This window comes from Histidinibacterium aquaticum, from assembly GCF_008710275.1.
In the GTDB taxonomy this organism is placed as follows: domain Bacteria; phylum Pseudomonadota; class Alphaproteobacteria; order Rhodobacterales; family Rhodobacteraceae; genus Oceanicola; species Oceanicola aquaticus.
This window is the reverse complement of sequence record NZ_VYQE01000004.1, coordinates 455,059-473,181: the sequence shown is the minus strand read 5'-3', so window position 1 is coordinate 473,181 and position 18,123 is coordinate 455,059. Positions and strand designations below refer to the sequence as shown.

Here is an 18,123-nt window from a genome sequence, read left to right as displayed (position 1 = left end):
ACGACATGAATTTCGACAGACCCACGGTCCGGGCGGGCACGCACCAGGTGAAGTGGTCGGCGGCGGAGGCGGCGCTCGGACTGCGCGGCGACGATCCGCTGCCGATGTGGGTCGCCGACATGGATTTCGACGCGCCACAGTTCCTGCAGGACGCGGTCGTCGATCTCGCCCGGAGCGGGATCCTCGGCTACTTCTCTGGTCTGGACGCCTGCTCGGAGGCGGTCGCCAACTGGATGCGCACCCGTCACGGCTGGGACGCGGACCCGGCGCATGTCCTCTACACGCACGGGCTGGGCAACGGCATCGCCGTCTGCCTGCAGACGCTGAGCGAGCCCGGCGACGGCGTCGTGATCTTCACCCCGGTCTACCACGAGTTCACGACGAAGATCCGCCGCAACGGGCGGCGCCCCCACGAATGCCCGCTAGAGGTCGGCGCCGACGGCCGCTTCGAGATCGACTTCGACGCGCTGGAGGCCGGCCTGACAGGTGACGAGCGGATCATGCTGATCTCGTCGCCCCACAATCCCGCGGGCCGCATCTGGACGCCCGAGGAGCAGCGGCGGATGGCGCAGGTCTGTGAACGGCACGACATGATCCTGATCTCCGACGAGATCCATCACGACCTCGTCCTTCCCGGACAGACCCACGTCCCGATGCCGGTCGCCGTGCCCGAGGTCACTGACCGGCTGGTCGTCATGGCGGCGGCCTCCAAGACCTTCAATGTCGCGGGCGCCCGGACGGGCTGCCTTATCGTGCCGGACGACACCCTGCGCGAGAAGCTACAGACGGCGCTCAAGGCCTCGGACATCCAGCCCAACATCTTCGGCGTGGAGATAACGCGGGAGGCGTACCGCCAGGGTGCCGGCTGGGTCGACTCGCTCACCGCCTACCTAGCCGAGAACATTCGCGTCTTCAGCGAGGGCGTGGCGGAGATCCCGGGCCTTTCCGCGATGCCGATGCAGGCGACCTACCTCGCCTGGGTGGACTTCGCCCCGCTCGGGATGTCGCCCGAGGAGGTTTCCCGCCGGGTGGTCGAGGAGGCGCGGCTCGGCCCTTCTCCGGGGCCCGCCTTCGGGACGGGTGGCGAGACCGCGATGCGCTTCAACCTCGGGACCCAGCGGGCGCGCGTGGAAGAGGCCGTGTCCCGGCTCCAGGCGGCCTTCGCCGACGTGCAGTGATCAGTCGCGGGGAAGCAGCCCGGCAGGCGCGTTGTCGGGCCGCTCGAAGTCCACCGGCGGGGCGTCCGACGCGCGGGTCTCGCGCTTGAACTCGTAGATCAGCTCGCCCTCTTCCTCGCGGGAGGTGACGATAAGGGCGCGGGACACGTGGCGCTGGCCTTCGTAGATGTCGACGAGGCCGCGCAGCATCTCCGTCGCGCCCGCCTCGACGGCGAATCCCTTGTCCCAGGCGCGCAGCACGCGGATGCGGCGGCCGCCGGCCTCCACCTGGAGGCGGGACTTGCGGGCTTCGTTGGTGCGGCGGGCCTGTTCCAGCCCCAGCCGGACGCTCTCGGGAAGGTATTCCATGTCGTGTCCCCTACGCTTGCGACGCAAGATGGCGGCCTGCGATCACAAATCAAGAACGAAGCTCCGCCGCACCGCAGCGCGCGGCGCGGGCGTCACGCTTTCGGGGTAGAGGCGCGCGGCCGAAGGACATGCGGTTTTGCCGCATCGTATAGCGCGGAGTCCGGAAATCCGTTCTGATTTGACAGCGCCGGCCCGACGAGGATCAGCGCTGTGCGCGTGATTTTTGCAGCCCGTACGGCCTCGCGGATATCCGACAAGGTGCCACGGAGAATCATCTGGTCAGGCCAGCCGACTCGGTAGACCACGGCGACCGGGCAGTCGGCCCCGTAGTAGGGCACGAGTTGCCGTTCGATCTCCCGCAGGGCCCGCACGCCGAGGTGGATGGCCAGCGTGGCGCCACTGCGGGCGAAGACCTCGAGCCGCTCGCCTTCGGGCATCGACGTCGACTTCATGGACATGCGCGTCAGGACTATGGACTGCGCCACCTCCGGCACGGTGAGCTCCTGCCCCAGCACCGCGGCGGCGGCGGCATAGGCAGGCACCCCCGGGACGATCTCGTAGGGGATGTCGTCCGCCTTAAGCCGCCGGATCTGCTCGGCGATCGCGCCGTAGAGGGAGGGATCACCGGAATGGACCCGGGCGACGTCCTGCCCCTTGGCGTGAGCCGCCGCAATCTCGGCATGGGTCTGATCCAGCGTCATCGGTGCGGTGTCACGCACGAGGGCGTCGCCGGGCGCACGGGCGATCACCGCCTCGGGCACGAGAGACCCGGCATAGAGGCAGACCGGGCAGGCCTCTATCAGGCGGGCGGCCTTCAGGGTCAGGAGTTCCGGGTCGCCGGGGCCGGCGCCGATGAAATAGACGGTCATTCGGTCGTTTCCTTCGTGCCGGCGAGGTCGCCGTCGATCTTCCGGGCGTAGCCGCGAGGCGTGTACATGCGGGGCCCTTCGCCCATCCGCGCGAGCCGGGTGGTCGAGGCGCCGACGAGGACGACGGTCAGCATGTCCACCTCGTCCACGTCGAGGGCGTCGAGACGGCGGTAGGTCAGCGTCTCCTCGGGGCGGCCGAGGCTTTGGGCCAGAAGGACCGGCGTGTCGGCGGGTCGGTGCTTCAGGAGCATGTCGCGGGCCTCGGCCAGCAGAGTGCGACGGCGGCGCGAGACGGGATTGTAGAAGGCGATGACGAAGTCGCCCTCGGCCGCCGCCCTGATCCGGCGGAGGATGTCCTCGCGCCGGGTGAGGAGATCCGACAGCGAAATGGCGCAGAAGTCGTGACCCAGAGGGGCGCCGGCCCGCGCCGCCGCGGCCTGGAGGGCGGAGACGCCGGGGCTGCAGATCACCTCCGCCCGACGGGCGGCGGCGCTGACGCCGGTCTCGCCGTCGCGGTCCAGCAGTTCGAAGACGAGCGCGCCCATGGCGTAGATCCCGGCATCGCCGGAGCAGACCAGCGCGACGTTCCGTCCCTCGCCGGCACGCTCGAGGGCATGGCGGCAGCGGTCCTCTTCGCCCCCGAGCGGAAAGTCGGTGCGCGGCTTGCCCGCCGCCAGCGGACCCAGGAGGTCGATGTAGAGGCCATAGCCCACCAGCTCGTCCGCCTCGGCGATCAGGCGCGAGGCCTCGGGCGTCCGCCAGGCCGACTGGCCCGGTCCGATCCCGACGACGGAGAGACGGCCCCGGGCGCGGCCCGCCAGGGTGGAGATGGGGGTGGGCGCGGCGGCAAGGGCGCAGGTGGCGTTCGCCGTCTTGGCCTTGGACCGGACGAGGGTGCCGTCAGGGCCAGCGAGAGCGAGCGCCGCGCCTTCGGAGACTCCGTGGCAGCCGACCTCCTGGAACACGAGGTCCGAGGGCGTTGCGAGCCGGGGCGTCTCATTCTCGAGCTCTTCAGCCGGGAAGACCCGAAGCGGCACACCGAGCGTCCGGGCAAGCTGGAGCACGGCGGGTTCGTCGGCCTTCAGGTCGAGCGTACCAATCGCGGCGAGAGCGCCGGGGGCGATTTCGGCGGCGTTGAGCGCCTCGCGGGCGAGTTGTTCCAACTCGCCGGGCGCGCAGTCGCGGGCGCAGCCGACGCCGAGGACATGGTGCTGCGGATGGAAAGTCAGGACACCTTCGCGCGGAGGAGAGATGGTCAGGTCGATCTCCACCGGGTCCGGCTCGTCCGGATCTGCCAGCGGAAGGTCGGCAAGCCAGACTGCTTCGGCCGCCGCTTCGCCGCCGAGACGGGCCCGCGCACCCGAAAGCAGGCGCGCCATGGCCTCCTTCGAGAGATCCGGCGTAGCGAGATGCCAGCCGGGCGGAGGTTCGTCGAGTGCGAGCCCGAGGGCCACGTCCCCGGCGGTGGTGACGGCGGCGGTCCCTTCCAGCGCCAGCGCGGTCTCGCGGGCCAGACGGTTCGCGCCGCGATGGCCGCCGAGCAGAGGCACGACGACCGAGCCGTCGTCGGAGACCGAGAGGACCGGCGGCTCAGAACGCTTGTCGGCAAGGTGCGGCCCAATGGCCCGTATCAAGATACCACTCGCGCAGACCCCAATGATCGGCCTTCCAGCAAGGAAGAGGTCCCGTATAGCGTCGAGGGCATTGTCGAACCAGGCCTCGGCGTCCGAGACGCGTCCGGCCCGGCCGTGCACCTCGGCCCCGAGTGCCCGGGCGATCCGGTGGGCGGTTGCCTCTCCGGAGGCGGAGAGCGCGATGACGACGGGAGCTAGAGCCAAGGGTCGGCGCCTTTCAGAACGAGGATCATCGAGAAGTAGGGCGCGCTGTCCGGCGCATCCGCCAGGGGGCAAATGCGCTCTTCACCCAGGGTCGCGCGCTCGACGTAGGTCGCCTTGGCGGTCAGGCCGCGCGCCTCCAGCAGGGCGCGAATCTTGGGCATGTGCCGGCCCAGCTTGAGGATGGCGAGGGCGTCCGAGGCATCGATCTCTTCGGCGAGCCGCTCTTCCGGCAGGGGAGCCGGGAGAACGGTGAAGACCTCGTTCCGGGCGGCCAGTGGTTGGGCTGCGGACGCCGCAGCGGCGGTCACCGAGGTGATTCCCGGCACGATCTCGACGGGGAACCTCGGAGCGAGACGGGCATGAAGGTACATGAAGGAGCCGTAGAGAAACGGGTCGCCTTCGCAGAGGCAGACGACGTCGCGCCCCGCCGCGAGTTCCTGCGCGATCCGGTCGGCGCCCGCGTCGTAGGCGGCCTGCGCGGGGGCGCGGTCACCGGCCCGCATCGGCAGGTCGATGACGATCTCTGGGATGCCCCCGGGCAGGAGGTCAGCGACGATGGAGCGGGCGAAACTCGGCGCGCCCGCCAGCGTGGGATAGGCCACGACGCGGGCGCGCTCGACCAGCCGCGCAGCGCGCAGGGTCAGAAGGTCCGGGGCCCCGGGACCGAGGCCGACGCCGTAGAGCGTTCCGGTCATCGCTTCACCAGGCTCCACTGGGTGACCGGCATGAAGGGCCGCCAGCCGGTCAGCCGTCCGACGGGCTCGGCACGGTGCACCGCGATCCGGGCGAGCTGGCCTCCGTGGCGGGCGTGCAGGGCGACGAGTTCGGCCTCGGATTCGAGGGTCACGGCATTGGCCACGAGCCGACCGAGAGGGCGGAGCGCGGACCAGCACGCCTCGAAGACCTCCGGCGAGAGGCCGCCGCCGATGAAGATCGCGTCGGGGGCATCGAGCCCCTCCAGGGCGGCTGGCGCCTCGCCGTCGACCAGCTCCAGCCGCGGCGTGCCAAGCGCGAGGGCATTCTCCGCCGCCATGGCGCGGCGATCCGCGCGCGGCTCGATCCCGATGGCGCGGGCGTAGCGGGCGGCGCGCATCCATTCGATGCCGACCGAGCCGCTGCCGCTGCCGATGTCCCAGAGCAGGGCCCCGCGCATGGGCATCAGCTTCGCGAGCGTGGCCGCGCGGACCTCCTGCTTCGTCATGGTGCCGTCGGAACGGAAGAGCGTGTCATCGAGACCGGGCACACGAGGGACAAGCGCCGCATCGGGAGCCGCGATGCATTCGACGGCGAGCGTGTTGAAGGCGGGGACCGCGTGATCCCAGCTGTCTGCCCGGCCGTCGAACCGCGCTTCCTCGGCCCCGCCCATGCTCGCGAGCACCGTCAGGCGGGATGCGCCGAAACCGCGCTCTGCGAGGAAGCGGGCGATCCGGGCGGGCGTGTCCTCTCCTGTCGTGAGGATCAGCAGGCGCGCGTCAGGCTGGATGAAGGCGATCATCTGCTCGACCGGCCGTCCGTGAACGGTGAGCGTCTCCACGTCGGCGAGGCTCCATCCCATGCGCGCGGCGGCGAGCTGGAAGGCCGAAAGCTGCGGGTGGTAGACGATTTCGTCCGGATCGATCGCACGGCCGATACGCGCGCCGACAGAGAACCAGAGCGGGTCGCCGGTAACGAGGATCACGGCGCGGCGGCCCTTCAACCCGCGGATCGTGTCGATCATCGCGTCGAAGGGGGAGGGCCAGGCGATACGCTCCGCCTTGACCGACCGTGAGAGATCATGGTGTCGATCGCCGCCAAGGATGACCTCGGCGCTTTCGACCACGGCGAGTGTGGCGGGCGTCAGGCCGTCGAGACCCTCCTCGCCGATGCCCACGATATGGAGCCAGGGCGCGGTCACGGGCGCTCGTCCGCGCGGCGCGCGACCTCGCTGGCGAGGGCGTTGACGGCTGCACTCGCCATGGCCGAGCCGCCGCGGCGGCCGCGAAGCGCGATGAACTCGCAGCCCCTGGGGTCCGAGGCGAGCTCGGCCTTGGATTCGGCGGCGCCCACGAAGCCGACGGGAAACCCGAGGATGAGGGCGGGCTTGGGCCAGCCCTCGTCCAGCCTCTCGAGCAAGTGGAAAAGGGCCGTCGGGGCGTTGCCGATCGCGACCACCGCCCCGGCCAGATGCTCCCGCCAGAGCTCGACGGCCGCGGCGGACCGGGTCGTGCCCAGCTGCCGGGCGAGATCGGGGACAGAGGGGTCGTTGAGGGTGACGCGGACCTCTGTGCCATCGGGCAATATCCGCCGGATGAGCCCGGAGGCCACCATCTCGCAATCGCAGAGGACCGGGGCCCCGGCAGCGAGGGCGGCCTGGCCGACCTCGGCCGCGCGAGGGGAGAAGGCAAGGCGGTCGGCAATCTCGACCATGCCGCAGGCATGGATGAGGCGGACGACGACGGGCTCCATCGCGGGCGGGAAGCGGTCGAGCCGGGCTTCCCGACGGACGGTCGCGAAGCTCTCGGCGTAGATCGCCGCGGGATCGGTAAGGTAGGGCCTCATGGCCGGGCAATGGGGGGCCTGCCCCCCGTCGGCCAGGGGCCGACTCCCCCCGGGATATTTCGCCCCAGAAGAGGGATCATCGCGACTTCGCCGTCCGGCGCGCGCTTTCGGGTCCATGCGGATGGTCGGCATGGGGATAGGGCGCATGGTGGTGATGGTGATGGTCGCCGTGGTCGTGGTGGTGATCGTGGCCGTGGTGATGGTGGTCATGCGCCTGGTCGAGGCGACAGAGGCCGGTGCAGAAGTCGCCGCAGAGATCGCAGTCCGCAACGTTCGAGCCCGGCGCCGCGGCGCCCTGGCCTTCGACGTGATGGTGATGGCTCTCCTGGACCGCGCCGACCTCGTGCTCGAAGCCGAGGACCTGCGTGCGGTACTTGCACATCGCGCAGTTCGGGGGCGGCGTTTCGCCCACCAGCTCGGTCACGCGCTCGGCGAAGGTCTCGAGCACCTGCGGATGGTCGCCGAGGTAGGGTGCCTTGCGGAACTCGATCTCGGGGTGCCGGGCGGCGACCTCGTCGGTGAAGCCGTAGATCCGGTCGATGAGGATGCCGGAGAAGAGGAAATAGGGGAAGACGACCACGCGCCGGTAGCCCAGTTTCGCCACGTGGGAGAGGCAAGGCTCGACCAGTGGGAAGGTCACGCCGGAATAGCCCACCTCGCACCAGCCGAAGCCCAGACCCTCGTGCAGCATCCGGGCGATCTTGGCGACGTTGCCGTTGGCGTCCGGGTCGGAGGCGCCTCGCCCGATCACCACGAGACAGGTCTCGTGACGCGGCACGTCGTCCTCGAGCACCTCCTCGATACGGGCGGCCGCGGCGGCGATCATCTTGGGATCGACGCCGAGCTCGCGGCCGTACTGCACCTCGATCCCGTGCTCGGCGGCGTAGGTATTCAGCACCGTCGGAATGTCGTTCTTGGCGTGCATCGCGGCGAAGAGCATGCCGGGGACGGCGAGGATCCGGTCGCAGCCCTTCTCGCGCAGCCGGTCGAGGCTGTCGCGCAGAACCGGGTTGGCGAACTCGAGGTAGCCGTAGTCCGTCAGCCAGTCCGGCGGCAGCAGCGGCGGGAGCTTCCGGGCCAGTGTCGCGAATTCGTCCACGGCGGACTGGGCCCGCGAGCCGTGACCGCAGAGCAGGACACCGGTGGTCATGCGGACTGCTCCTCGGCGGATTCGTCCTCGGCCTCGTCCGCCGGATCAGTGTCGCGGTCGCGCCACTTGGTCCAGAGGCCGACCGCCACGGCGATGCCGATGGCCCCAGCGGCGATCCAGTGACCGTGGCCCGCGACCTCGGCGATATGTCCGGGATGGGCCTCCGCGGCTCCGGCGGTGAACAGCAGGGGCAGGATTACGGCGCGCATCGGCGTCTCCACTCTCTTCGGCCGGAGTCCGCCCCGCATTGCGCGTTCGACGATGCACCGCGGTGGCCCCCGGAATGGGTCGACCCGACGCGGCGCCTCCTGTCCGGCCCGGTTCGGGGCGTCGTCCTCTTCCCGATACTAGGCGCCGCTGCCGGACGCCACCCGATTCCCGACGCCCCGGCGGACAGCACCGACAGGCCGGACCTGTGCATTCCTGCCGAGGCGGCTGCGCCTGGCCGCCGGGGTGTGCAGAAGCGTCGGACGTCTTATCTTCGGGTCAACGCAGGAAAGGAGGCCGGCATGGGCCAGCTCGTCGACGGCAAATGGAAGGTGGAAGGTCTCGAGAAGCTCGCCGAGGGCGGCAGCTTCAAGCGCGCCACCTCGAAATTCCGCAACTGGATCACCAAGGACGGGTCGCCCGGACCCTCCGGCGAGGGCGGCTTCCCGGCGGAATCCGGCCGTTACCATCTCTATGTCAGCTACGCCTGCCCCTGGGCCCACCGGGCGCTGGTGATGCGGAAGCTCAAGGACCTCGAGCCCCATATCGGGCTTTCCGTGGTTCACCCGGAGATGCTCGACGATGGCTGGACCTTCGGTGACGACTGGCCCGGAGCGACGGGCGACGATGTCTACGGGTTCCCCTTCGCGCGCGACCTCTACATCAAGGCCGACCCGCAGGTGACCGGCCGCGTGACCGTGCCGATCCTCTGGGACAAGGAACGCGAGACCATCGTCTCGAACGAAAGCTCGGAAGTGATCCGGATGCTGAACGAAGCTTTCAACGAGATCACCGGCAACACCGACGACTACTGGCCCCAAGAGCTTCGGGAGGAGATGGAGCCGGTCAACGCCCGGATCTACGACACGCTGAACAACGGGGTCTACAAGTCGGGCTTTGCCACCACGCAGCAGGCCTACGAGGAGGCGGTGAATCCGCTCTTCGAGACCATGGACTGGCTGGAGGAGCGTCTTTCGACCCGGCGCTACCTGATGGGAGAGCGGATCACGGAGGCCGACTGGCGGCTGTTCACGACGCTCGTCCGGTTCGATCCGGTCTACCACGGCCACTTCAAGTGCAACCGGCACCGGCTGATCGATTACCCCAACCTCTGGGCCTATACCCGGGAACTGTACCAGTGGCCGACGCCGGACGGCGGGCGCGTCGCGGACACGGTCAACTTCGACCACATCAAGCACCACTATTACTACAGCCACGAGTCGATCAATCCGCATCGGGTCGTGCCGGTGGGGCCGGACATCGACTACGATACGCCGCACGGTCGCGAGGGCCTCAAGGCAGCGGCCTAGAGGCCGACGCCCGATTTCCGTGGTGCTCGACCAGTGCCACGAGATCGTCGAGCCGGGCGCCGGCGCTGACCTGTGCGCATGTGTTGGTGCTGAGGGAAAAGATCGATCCGTCGGACAGGACGCCGGCGGAGGTGACGACGATGACCCTGGTCTCCGGCCGAGCGACAGCCGCATAGTCGGCGACCGCGAGGCCGGAGGCTTCTTCGAGCTCGGCATCGAGGACGAGGACATCGGCCGGGTGGCGCGAAAGCCAGGCGATGCCGTCGCAGGCCGAGGCGCAGACCTCGACCGAGTGTCCGAGCGCGGAGAGGTGCCGGGCCCAGAAGGAGGCCAGGCTCGGATCGCTCTCCACGATCAGGAGGCGGATCGGTTTTTGTTTCAAGGCGGCGATTCCAAGGCAGGTGGCCAAATGGCCGTGGTTTCCGACTCTCGTCCGAAGTCCGATCCTGCCCCGCCTCAACGATTGACACGAAAATCTTAACGAAAGATTACCAACTCCGGCCTCCCGGGCTGGCTATGCCCGGTCGCGCTGCCGACTGACGGGCTTGTCAGTGGCGGTCGCTTGCGGTTTCAAGCCGCGGAACGAATGGAGGCCCCATGCCGACCACCTGGATCACCGTCTGCGACACATGCAAGCGCGACGACTGGCAGCCCGGTGCCGCCCTGCAGACCGACGGCGAACGGCTCGCCGCCCTCGTCGAGGCGCGGGCCGAGGGGGAAACGGTCTCGGTTCGGAGGGTTTCCTGCCTCATGGGGTGCAGCCACGGCTGCAACGTTGCGATCCAGGCGTCGGGCAAGCTCTGCTACACGCTCGGCCGGTTCGAGCCCACGCCGGACTCTGCTGACGGAATCGTCTCCTACGCGGTGCTTCATGCTGCCTCCGAGACCGGGCAGGTGCCTTATCGGACCTGGCCGCAGACCGTGAAGGGGCACTTCGTCACCAGGCACCCGCCGCTTCCCGACGAGACACCGGGATGAGCGGAGCCGCCCGCGACCACGGTGGTGGGCTGGACGCGGCGGTCGCGCGCTACGGCGGCCGTCGCGCGGACTGGATCGACCTGTCGACCGGGATAAACCGGGTGCCCTACCCGTCCGGCCACGTCGGATCCGAGAGCTGGACGGCGTTGCCCGATGCGACCGCGCTTCACCGCCTTGAGGCCGCCGCGCGGCTGTTCTGGGGGGTTCCCGACACCGCGAGCCTCGTGGCCGCGCCTGGTGCCTCGTCGCTGATCGTGCGTTTGCCCGAGCTTGCGCCCCCGGGGCGGGTCCTTATTCCCGGGCCCACCTACAACGAACACGCGGCGGCATTCTGCATGCAAGGGCGCGAGGTGGTCGAGGAGGGGTCGGCCCCGGTCGCCGTTCTGGTACATCCGAACAACCCCGACGGGCGCCTCTGGTCCCTCGATGAGGTTTCAGAGCAGAGGCTGACGATCATCGACGAGAGTTTCTGCGACACGCTCCCTGCGCGGAGCCATGTTGCGCTGACCGACCGGCCGGGCACCATCGTCCTCAAGAGCTTCGGGAAGTTCTGGGGCCTCGCCGGGGTCAGGCTGGGTTTCGCCATCGGGCACCCGGAGACTCTGGCCGACCTGGCGGAGCGCCTCGGGCCCTGGGCTGTCTCCGGTCCCGCGCTCGAGATCGGCGCGCGGGCGCTGGAGGATATCGGTTGGGCGGACGAGACCCGGGAAAGGCTCGAAGACGATGCCCGCCGGCTCGACGAACTGGCCGCGGACCGCGGCGCAACGGTCATGGGCGGGACATCGCTATTCCGCCTGATCGAGACGGCCGAAGGCCGCGCCTGGCAGGATGCGCTTGCCCGCCACCGCATCTGGTCCCGGGTCTTCCCGTGGTCCGGGCGACTGCTGCGCCTCGGCCTGCCCGCCCCGTCCGAATGGGCGCGCGTCGAAGAGGCGCTTGCCGACGTCCCGGGTCGGACATGAGCGGCGCCCTCGCCGCGGCGATGCTGCTCGACGCGCTCCTCGGAGAACCGCGGGCGCTCTGGTCCCGTCTTCCGCATCCGGCGGTGCTCATGGGTCGGGCAGTCGCCTTTCTGGACGACCGCCTGAACCGGGGAGAGGCGCGGAGCCTTCGCGGCTGTCTCGCTCTTCTCGTGCTGGCTGGCGGGGCGGTCGGCACTGGTGCGCTGCTGACCCTTTTGCCCGGCCGGGTCGCCGAAATCCTCGTTGCCGCCGTCCTCCTCGCGCAGCGATCGCTCTGCGACCACGTCTCCGCCGTCGCGCGCGATCTTCGGATCTCTGTTGGCGAAGGCCGCCGCGCGGTCGCGCTCATCGTGGGGCGCGACACGACCGGGATGACGTCAGCCGACATCTCCCGGGCCGCGATCGAGAGCGCGGCGGAAAACCTCTCCGACGGCGTCATCGCGCCGGCCTTCTGGTTTCTCGTGGCCGGGCTGCCGGGCATGCTGGCCTACAAGGCGATCAACACCGCCGACAGCATGATCGGCTACCGGACCCCGCGCCACGAAGCCTTCGGTTGGGCCGCCGCGCGCACGGACGACCTCGTCAACCTGGTTCCGGCTCGGCTGACGGCGCTCCTGCTCTGGCTCGCAAGCGGCGCGCCCCGTTGGTCCTCGCTCGCGCGAGACGCCCGCCTGCACCGGTCGCCGAATGCGGGCTGGCCCGAAGCTGCCATGGCGCGCGCGCTCGACACTACGCTGTCGGGACCGCGCAGCTACCACGGCGAGCGGCGCGACTTTCCCTTCGTCCACCCCGAGGGCAACCGCGACCCGGGACCGGACACCATCGATGCAGCGGTGCGCAAGTTGTGGTCAGCCTGGGCGCTCGGCCTCGCAGCAGTCACCCTGTTCACCGTTTTCTGAACGTAGGGTCAACTCTTGTTCTTGCGGCCGGAACCGCGGATTGGCATGAGGCGTTGGACCTTCCGGAATGTCGGCTGACACCCGACGAGGACAGTGACGAGGCCAGGACTCCGGTGACAACTCCGCTCGAATTTCAGTTTCCGCTCGACGCGGGCGAAATCGCTATGAGCGCTTTGACCAAGGCGCCCTTCGCCATGGTCATCACGGACCCCAGCCGGGACGACAATCCCATCGTCTACGTCAACGATGCCTTCACCGACGTGACGGGCTATTCCCGCGCGGCCGCCATCGGGCGCAACTGCCGCTTCCTCCAGGGCACCGAAACCCAGGAAGATGCTCTGCAGGATATCCGTGACGCGGTCGGGCGCGGTGATCAGATCACGACCGATATCCGCAACTACCGCGCGGACGGGACGCCGTTCTGGAACCGCCTGATGATCGCCCCGCTGACCGACGACGGGGGCAAGGTCCGCTACTTCCTCGGCGTCCAGATGGCCCTGCCGGAGTCGGGCGAGAAGCCGCCGGCAATCCGCTCGCGCGAGCTTGATTCGGCCCTCTCCGAGATTCAGCACCGGGTGAAGAACCACCTTTCGATGATCGTCGGTATGATCCGCGTGCAGGCACGGACATCGAGCGCGCGCGAGGAGTTCGAGACCCTGTCCCACCGGATCGAGGCCCTGCAGCTTCTCTACGAGGAGATGTCGGAAGCGGTGAAGTCCGGGGCGTCGAACGACAACCCGGTGTCGCTCGGCTCCTACCTGTCGCGGGTGGCGAACGCGATCGCCCATCTCGACGGGCGCCGGGGCGTGCGGGTCAATATCGATGCGGACGCCATCACCATCCCCTTCGAGGATGCGACGCGCCTGGGACTTATCACCTCCGAGATCATGACCAACGCCATGCAGCACGCCTTCGTCGGGCGCGACCAGGGCATCGTCGAGATGCGCCTGAAGGAGCTCTCCAACGGAACGGTCCGGGTCCAGGTGAGCGATGACGGTATCGGCATCCCGGAGGAAACGGACTGGCCCTCCGAGGGCAGCCTCGGCGGTCGCATCGTTCAGCAGCTTGTCGAGGCGCTGAATGGCTCCCTGTCCGTCGCCCGCGGCGCGACCGGGACCATCGTGACGGTCGACATGCCCAAGCGGGACAGCCTGTAGCTCGTCAGCAGATCTGACGGCGCGCATCGGCGCCTCAGGCCACCATCGCCTCGGCCTTCTTGAGATCCACCGAGACGAGCTGGGACACGCCCTGCTCCCCCATCGTGACGCCGAACAGGCGATCCATCCGGCTCATGGTCACCGCGTGGTGTGTGATGATCAGAAAGCGCGTCTCGGTCCGCCGGGTCATCTCGTCGAGCATGTCGCAGAAGCGGGTGACGTTGGCATCGTCAAGGGGCGCGTCGACCTCGTCGAGCACGCAGATCGGCGCCGGGTTGGCGAGGAAGACCGCGAAGATCAGCGCCAGCGCGGTGAGCGTCTGTTCGCCGCCTGACAGAAGCGACAGGGTCGAGAGCTTCTTGCCCGGGGGCTGGCAGAGAATCTCCAGCCCCGCGTCGAGGGGATCGTCGCTTTCCACCAGTTCCAGCTTGGCCTCGCCGCCACGGAAGAGGTGGGTGAAGAGCGTGCCGAAGTTGCGGTTCACCTCCTCGAAGGCGGTCAGCAAACGCTCGCGCCCTTCGCGGTTCAGGCTGGCGATGCCCGAGCGAAGCGTCCGGATCGCCTCTTCCAGGTCCTCCTTGTCCGCCACCAGCGTATCGTGCTCCTGCTGAACCTCGCGGGCGTCCTCTTCGGCGCGCAGGTTCACCGCACCCAGCGCATCGCGCTGGCGTTTCAGGCGGTTCACCTCGGCCTCGATGGCATCCGGACTTCCAAGGCTGTCGGTTTCGAGCCCCAGCGCCTCGGGCAGCTGCTGAGGCGGCATCTCCAGCGCCTCGGCGGTGCGGGCGGCGGCCGACGCCACCGCCTCGCGCGCCGCCTCCAGCCGGGCTTCGCCCCGGGCCCGCGCCTCGCGCGCCTCCGACGCCGCGCGTTCTGCCTCGCGCTCTGCGACCGTGGCCTCGCGCAGGGCGGTCTCGCCCGCGGCGAGCCGGTCGCCCGCAGTATTGCGGCGGGCCTCGGCCTCTCCGATCGAGTCGGCGAGTTTCTCGCGCTTCGCGGCAATCTCTTCCGGCGCGCCCTTGGCGCCTTCGAGCTCCGCTTCGGCATCCCGGCGCCGCGCCTCCAGCTCGGCAGACCGCTGACCCGCCGTCTCGAGGCGGGTCGTCCAGGTCTTGATCTCGGCTTCGAGGGTGCGGAGGCGCTTGGCCCGCGCCTCGCCCTCGCGACGCAACTCGTCGTGGGCGGACCGGCGGGACATCATGGCGATCCGCGCGGCCTCGACGGCGGTGCGGACCTGCTCGACCTCGCGCCGGGCGCCCTCGAGGTCGGGCAGGTCGCCGATGGCGCGTTCCGCCTCGGCCAGCGACCGGCGGCTCTCCTCGGCTTCGGCCTCGTAGCGTTCCAGCGCGAGACCGGCGGTCTCCAGCTTGCCCGCCGAGAGGTTGCGGTCGGCCTCGGCGCGGCTGAGGGCGCGTGCCGCCTCGGCCACGAGCCGGTCGGCGTCCCGGCGCGCCTCGCGGGCCGCCTTGTCGGCCCGCGTGAGCTCTTCGAGGCGGGCAGAGAGGTGTTCGTGCGCCCGGGTCGCGCCGTCAGCGCGTGCCTTGACCTCTTCCAGATCGCGCTTGAGCTCCGTCAGGCGGTTGAGTTGCTGCAGGCGCAGCGCGGCGGCCGTCGGGGCGTCGGCGGCCCCCGCCCGGTAGCCGTCCCACCGCCAGAGATCCCCTTCCACCGAGACCAGCCGCTGGCCCGGGCGAAGGGCTGCCTGCAGCCGGGGGCCGTCCTCCGGCGCGACAAGACCGATCTGGCCGATACGGCGGACCAGCACCTCCGGCACCGTGACGACCTCCGACAGGGGCTGTGCGCCCTCCGGAAGGGGGGCCGCGTCGGAGTAGCCGGGGAGCGGGACCCAGCCGGACAGGGCATCGGGGGCGACCACCGGAGCCCGCAGATCGTCGGCGAGCGCGGCACCGAGTGCCTTCTCGTACCCGCTCCGGACCTCCACGCGGTCCAGGAGTTGCTGGCCGTCTTGGCCGTCGCGGTTCACCAGCTTTTCGAGCGCGGCAACCTCGGCCCTCAGAGCCGAGGCCTCGCCCTCGGCGGCGGAGCGGGCGGCGCGCGCCTCGGCCTCGCGTCCCTGCGCGTCGGAGCGGGCGGCGTCGGCCTCGGCCAGCGTGTTCTCCGCGTTCTCGGCGGTGCCGCGCGCGACGCTCTCCTTCTCGGTCGCCTGTTCCATGGCCCTCTCGGCCTCGGCCAGTGCCCGTTCGGCGGATTCGCGGGCAGCCCGCGCCTTGGACGATTCGCCCTCCGCGCGGGCGAGCGTCTTGCGGTGATCCTCGACCAGCCGATGCGCCGCCTGGTGACGGGCCGAGAGGCGCGCCATGTCTTCGGTCAGGCGGGACTGGTCGCCTTCCCGGGCCTGAAGGACCTCAGCCGCCTCGGCGGAGAGCGACGCGGCCTCCTCCAGCTTGCCAGCGTGGCCTTGGCCCGCCGCCTCGAGCTCCTCCGCCTCCGTCCGGAGCGACTCGATCGTCTCGCCCGCGTCGTGGTTGAGGCCCGTCTCCCGCTCGATGTCGCGGCTGAGCTGGGCGATGCGGGCATCGAGCGCCTCGATGGTCTCGCGGGCCCGCGCCTCCTCGTCGGCCAGGCCGTCGCGCTCGACTGTGAGGCGCTGCAGGACCGCGGCGGCGATGGCCTCTTCCTCGCGCAGCGGCGGCAGCGCTTCTTCGGCTGCCTCGCGGGCCGTCGCCGCCTTGCGGGCATCGCTTTCCGCCTGAGCCGCGCCCGTGGTCAGCTCGCGCAGGGCGCTTTCGGCGGCCGCGCGGCCCTCGTCGGCTTCGCGCCAGCGCACGAAGAGCAGCGCGCCTTCGGACTGGCGCAGCGCCGTGCCGATCTCGCGGTAGCGCGCCGCCTGCTTGGCCTGGCGGGCCAGCTGCGAGAGCTGGCTGGCCAGTTGCTCGATCACGTCATCGACCCGGGCGAGATTCTGCTCGGCCGACTTGAGCTTCAGTTCCGCCTCGTGCCGCCGCTGATAGAGACCGCCGATCCCGGCGGCGTCCTCGAGAACCTTGCGGCGCGCCTTGGGGCGGGCGTTGATCAGCTCCGATATCTGGCCCTGGCGCACCAGGGCCGGCGAATGCGCGCCCGTCGACGCGTCGGCGAAGAGCATCTGGACGTCCCGCGCCCGCACGTCCTTGCCCGCCAGCTTGTAGGCCGAGCCGACGTCGCGGGTGATGCGGCGGGTGATCTCCAGGATGTCGGCGTCGTTGAACCCGGCGGGCGCTGTGCGCTCCGTGTTGTCGAGCACCAGCGACACCTCGGCGTGGTTCCGCGCCGGGCGCGACGAGGCGCCGGCGAAGATCACGTCCTCCATCCCACCGCCGCGCATCGCCGTCGGGCGGTTCTCGCCCATCACCCAGCGCAGCGCCTCGAGCAGGTTCGACTTGCCGCAGCCGTTCGGCCCGACGACCCCGGTGAGCCCGTCCGCGATGACGAGGTCCGTGGGGTCGACGAAGGACTTGAAGCCGTTGAGCCTCAGCCGCGTGAACTTCACCTGCACTCTCCGATTCTGCTCGAAATCCAGACTGGCGAAGGCGAAGGTCCGGAGTCAACGGCGACGCCACCACATGCGGTCGAGCAGGCGGATTTATCCCCAAGATATTGCGCTTGCTGCCGCTTAACCTCGCCGCAGCCGAGCGACACCCGGTCGCAATCGCGCTTGACGCAGGCGCGTCCCGCTGCGCATCAATGGCTCAGCATGGTGCCCCGCGAAGACCGGATACGGTCGGGGCTCAAAAGGGAATGCGGTCCGGGCCGATCCATGCCGGAGGCCCAAATCCGCAGCCGCCCCCGCGACTGTCGGCGGAGAGCGGCCTGCCAATCAGCCACTGGGACACTCCCGGGAAGGCGGCAGGACGCGACGACCCGCAAGCCAGGAGACCTGCCATGCACCGGAGCCGGACAGCTCCGGAGACAGAAACGGACGGGGTGTTCCGTAGGGTCTGCCAGAGCCGATCGCCGAGGCCGCCCGCGTAAGACCCCCCTTTGGAACCGAAGGGGACAGACATGAACCGCTACCTTCTCGCCGCCGCCGCGACGCTCACCGCCACGCCGGCCCTCGCCCACCATCCGCTCGGCGGTCTCCCGATGGAGACCTTCGCCCATGGCGCGCTCTCGGGCGTCGGCCACCCGATCCTCGGCTTCGACCATCTCTTCTTCATCGCCGCGATGGGCATCGCCGCCCTCTTCACCTCCGCCCGGCTCACGGCGCCGCTCGCCTATGTGGCGGCCATGGTCCTGGGCTGTGCCGCGGCCTACGCGGGCCTCGCCCTTCCCGCCGTCGAAACCGTCATCGTCGTATCGATCCTCGCCATCGGCGGCGTGATCCTCTCGGGCCGCGCGCTGTCGCTGGCTCCGGCCCTTGTGCTCTTCGCGGGCTTCGGACTGTTCCACGGCGCGGCCTTCTCGGGCGCTCTCTCGGCGCAGGAAGGCGGCGCGGGGGCCTCGGTCCTCGCCGGCTACCTGATCTTCCTCGCGATCACGCAGTACGCCATCGCCATTGGGGCGCAGTTCGTGGCGCGCACGGTTCTGGGCGCGACCGACGCCTCTTCCGTGAATGCCCGCCTCGCCGGCGCGGCGGTCGCAGGCGTCGGGGTCTTCCTCGCGCTCGAGACGCTCGAAGGTCCCATCGTCGCGGCGCTCACCGGCGCCTGACCCATTACCCATGACTTGCGGCAGGCGGCCTTCGGGTCG

General features: G+C 70.0%; 17 protein-coding genes and 1 riboswitch. Of the genes, 7 read left to right on the top strand and 10 right to left on the bottom strand.

Annotated elements, in window-relative coordinates; all coding sequences use genetic code 11:
* Positions 1–5: 5 nt before the first annotated feature.
* Positions 6–1,178, top strand: coding sequence for a MalY/PatB family protein (locus tag F3S47_RS14935; RefSeq protein ID WP_150446076.1), 1,173 nt, complete (start codon positions 6–8; stop codon positions 1,176–1,178).
* Here F3S47_RS14935 and F3S47_RS14930 read toward each other — a convergent pair whose 3' ends face one another.
* From F3S47_RS14930 to F3S47_RS14895, 8 genes are all read right to left on the bottom strand, one after another.
* Positions 1,179–1,526 (bottom strand): hypothetical protein, encoded by a 348-nt coding sequence (locus tag F3S47_RS14930; protein WP_150446075.1) that lies wholly within the window; start codon positions 1,524–1,526, stop codon positions 1,179–1,181.
* A gap of 92 nt (positions 1,527–1,618) precedes the next feature.
* Positions 1,619–2,395 (bottom strand): precorrin-4 C(11)-methyltransferase, encoded by a 777-nt coding sequence (gene cobM, locus F3S47_RS14925; RefSeq protein ID WP_150446074.1) that lies wholly within the window; start codon positions 2,393–2,395, stop codon positions 1,619–1,621.
* A complete protein-coding gene (cobJ, locus tag F3S47_RS14920; protein WP_150446073.1) occupies positions 2,392–4,233 on the bottom strand; it encodes a precorrin-3B C(17)-methyltransferase in 1,842 nt (613 codons plus the stop codon). Before cobJ ends, cobM begins: the two co-directional genes overlap by 4 nt.
* Positions 4,224–4,928 carry a precorrin-2 C(20)-methyltransferase gene (gene cobI, locus F3S47_RS14915; RefSeq protein WP_150446072.1) on the bottom strand — a complete coding sequence of 235 codons (705 nt, stop codon included), beginning with the start codon at positions 4,926–4,928 and terminating at the stop codon, positions 4,224–4,226. Before cobI ends, cobJ begins: the two co-directional genes overlap by 10 nt.
* Positions 4,925–6,127 (bottom strand): precorrin-6y C5,15-methyltransferase (decarboxylating) subunit CbiE, encoded by a 1,203-nt coding sequence (gene cbiE, locus F3S47_RS14910; RefSeq protein ID WP_150446071.1) that lies wholly within the window; start codon positions 6,125–6,127, stop codon positions 4,925–4,927. Before cbiE ends, cobI begins: the two co-directional genes overlap by 4 nt.
* A complete protein-coding gene (locus tag F3S47_RS14905; protein ID WP_150446070.1) occupies positions 6,124–6,771 on the bottom strand; it encodes a precorrin-8X methylmutase in 648 nt (215 codons plus the stop codon). Before F3S47_RS14905 ends, cbiE begins: the two co-directional genes overlap by 4 nt.
* A 76-nt stretch (positions 6,772–6,847) precedes the next feature.
* Positions 6,848–7,921 (bottom strand): sirohydrochlorin chelatase, encoded by a 1,074-nt coding sequence (locus tag F3S47_RS14900; protein ID WP_150446069.1) that lies wholly within the window; start codon positions 7,919–7,921, stop codon positions 6,848–6,850.
* Positions 7,918–8,130, bottom strand: a complete 213-nt coding sequence (locus tag F3S47_RS14895; RefSeq protein ID WP_150446068.1) for a DUF6732 family protein — start codon at positions 8,128–8,130, stop codon at positions 7,918–7,920. The genes F3S47_RS14900 and F3S47_RS14895 overlap by 4 nt, the downstream gene beginning before the upstream one ends.
* A gap of 300 nt (positions 8,131–8,430) precedes the next feature.
* Here F3S47_RS14895 and F3S47_RS14890 point away from each other — a divergent pair, with 300 nt between their 5' ends.
* A complete protein-coding gene (locus F3S47_RS14890) occupies positions 8,431–9,438 on the top strand; it encodes a glutathione S-transferase family protein (RefSeq protein ID WP_150446067.1) in 1,008 nt (335 codons plus the stop codon).
* Here F3S47_RS14890 and F3S47_RS14885 read toward each other — a convergent pair.
* Positions 9,422–9,820, bottom strand: coding sequence for a response regulator (locus F3S47_RS14885; RefSeq protein WP_191090207.1), 399 nt, complete (start codon positions 9,818–9,820; stop codon positions 9,422–9,424). The genes F3S47_RS14890 and F3S47_RS14885 overlap by 17 nt on opposite strands.
* Positions 9,821–10,035: 215 nt before the next feature.
* Here F3S47_RS14885 and F3S47_RS14880 point away from each other — a divergent pair, with 215 nt between their 5' ends.
* The 4 genes from F3S47_RS14880 (at position 10,036) to F3S47_RS14865 (ending at position 13,434) form a co-directional block, all read left to right on the top strand.
* Positions 10,036–10,416 carry a DUF1636 family protein gene (locus F3S47_RS14880; RefSeq protein ID WP_150446065.1) on the top strand — a complete coding sequence of 127 codons (381 nt, stop codon included), beginning with the start codon at positions 10,036–10,038 and terminating at the stop codon, positions 10,414–10,416.
* On the top strand, positions 10,413–11,378 hold the full coding sequence (locus tag F3S47_RS14875; RefSeq protein WP_150446064.1) for a threonine-phosphate decarboxylase: 966 nt from the start codon (positions 10,413–10,415) through the stop codon (positions 11,376–11,378). Before F3S47_RS14880 ends, F3S47_RS14875 begins: the two co-directional genes overlap by 4 nt.
* A complete protein-coding gene (gene cbiB, locus F3S47_RS14870; protein ID WP_150446063.1) occupies positions 11,375–12,277 on the top strand; it encodes an adenosylcobinamide-phosphate synthase CbiB in 903 nt (300 codons plus the stop codon). Before F3S47_RS14875 ends, cbiB begins: the two co-directional genes overlap by 4 nt.
* A gap of 164 nt (positions 12,278–12,441) precedes the next feature.
* Positions 12,442–13,434 carry a PAS domain-containing protein gene (locus F3S47_RS14865; protein WP_150446062.1) on the top strand — a complete coding sequence of 331 codons (993 nt, stop codon included), beginning with the start codon at positions 12,442–12,444 and terminating at the stop codon, positions 13,432–13,434.
* A gap of 34 nt (positions 13,435–13,468) precedes the next feature.
* On the opposite strand, the gene smc is transcribed toward F3S47_RS14865, so the two are convergent.
* Positions 13,469–16,924 carry a chromosome segregation protein SMC gene (gene smc, locus F3S47_RS14860; protein ID WP_150446061.1) on the bottom strand — a complete coding sequence of 1,152 codons (3,456 nt, stop codon included), beginning with the start codon at positions 16,922–16,924 and terminating at the stop codon, positions 13,469–13,471.
* Positions 16,925–17,112: 188 nt separating this feature from the next.
* A riboswitch (cobalamin riboswitch) is annotated at positions 17,113–17,333 on the top strand.
* Between the two features lie 103 nt (positions 17,334–17,436).
* Here smc and F3S47_RS14855 point away from each other — a divergent pair.
* A complete protein-coding gene (locus F3S47_RS14855) occupies positions 17,437–18,084 on the top strand; it encodes a HupE/UreJ family protein (RefSeq protein WP_150446060.1) in 648 nt (215 codons plus the stop codon).
* Positions 18,085–18,123: the final 39 nt, after the last annotated feature.

What these genes read in the sequence shown, in the direction of transcription:
- F3S47_RS14935 (WP_150446076.1), top strand. Translation starts at nt 6, where the DNA reads ATGAATTTCGACAGACCCACGGTCCGGGCGGGCACGCACCAGGTGAAG.
- F3S47_RS14930 (WP_150446075.1), bottom strand. Translation starts at nt 1,526, where the DNA reads ATGGAATACCTTCCCGAGAGCGTCCGGCTGGGGCTGGAACAGGCCCGC.
- cobM (WP_150446074.1), bottom strand. Translation starts at nt 2,395, where the DNA reads ATGACCGTCTATTTCATCGGCGCCGGCCCCGGCGACCCGGAACTCCTG.
- cobI (WP_150446072.1), bottom strand. Translation starts at nt 4,928, where the DNA reads ATGACCGGAACGCTCTACGGCGTCGGCCTCGGTCCCGGGGCCCCGGAC.
- F3S47_RS14905 (WP_150446070.1), bottom strand. Translation starts at nt 6,771, where the DNA reads ATGAGGCCCTACCTTACCGATCCCGCGGCGATCTACGCCGAGAGCTTC.
- F3S47_RS14900 (WP_150446069.1), bottom strand. Translation starts at nt 7,921, where the DNA reads ATGACCACCGGTGTCCTGCTCTGCGGTCACGGCTCGCGGGCCCAGTCC.
- F3S47_RS14895 (WP_150446068.1), bottom strand. Translation starts at nt 8,130, where the DNA reads ATGCGCGCCGTAATCCTGCCCCTGCTGTTCACCGCCGGAGCCGCGGAG.
- F3S47_RS14890 (WP_150446067.1), top strand. Translation starts at nt 8,431, where the DNA reads ATGGGCCAGCTCGTCGACGGCAAATGGAAGGTGGAAGGTCTCGAGAAG.
- F3S47_RS14880 (WP_150446065.1), top strand. Translation starts at nt 10,036, where the DNA reads ATGCCGACCACCTGGATCACCGTCTGCGACACATGCAAGCGCGACGAC.
- F3S47_RS14875 (WP_150446064.1), top strand. Translation starts at nt 10,413, where the DNA reads ATGAGCGGAGCCGCCCGCGACCACGGTGGTGGGCTGGACGCGGCGGTC.
- cbiB (WP_150446063.1), top strand. Translation starts at nt 11,375, where the DNA reads ATGAGCGGCGCCCTCGCCGCGGCGATGCTGCTCGACGCGCTCCTCGGA.
- F3S47_RS14865 (WP_150446062.1), top strand. Translation starts at nt 12,442, where the DNA reads ATGAGCGCTTTGACCAAGGCGCCCTTCGCCATGGTCATCACGGACCCC.
- F3S47_RS14855 (WP_150446060.1), top strand. Translation starts at nt 17,437, where the DNA reads ATGAACCGCTACCTTCTCGCCGCCGCCGCGACGCTCACCGCCACGCCG.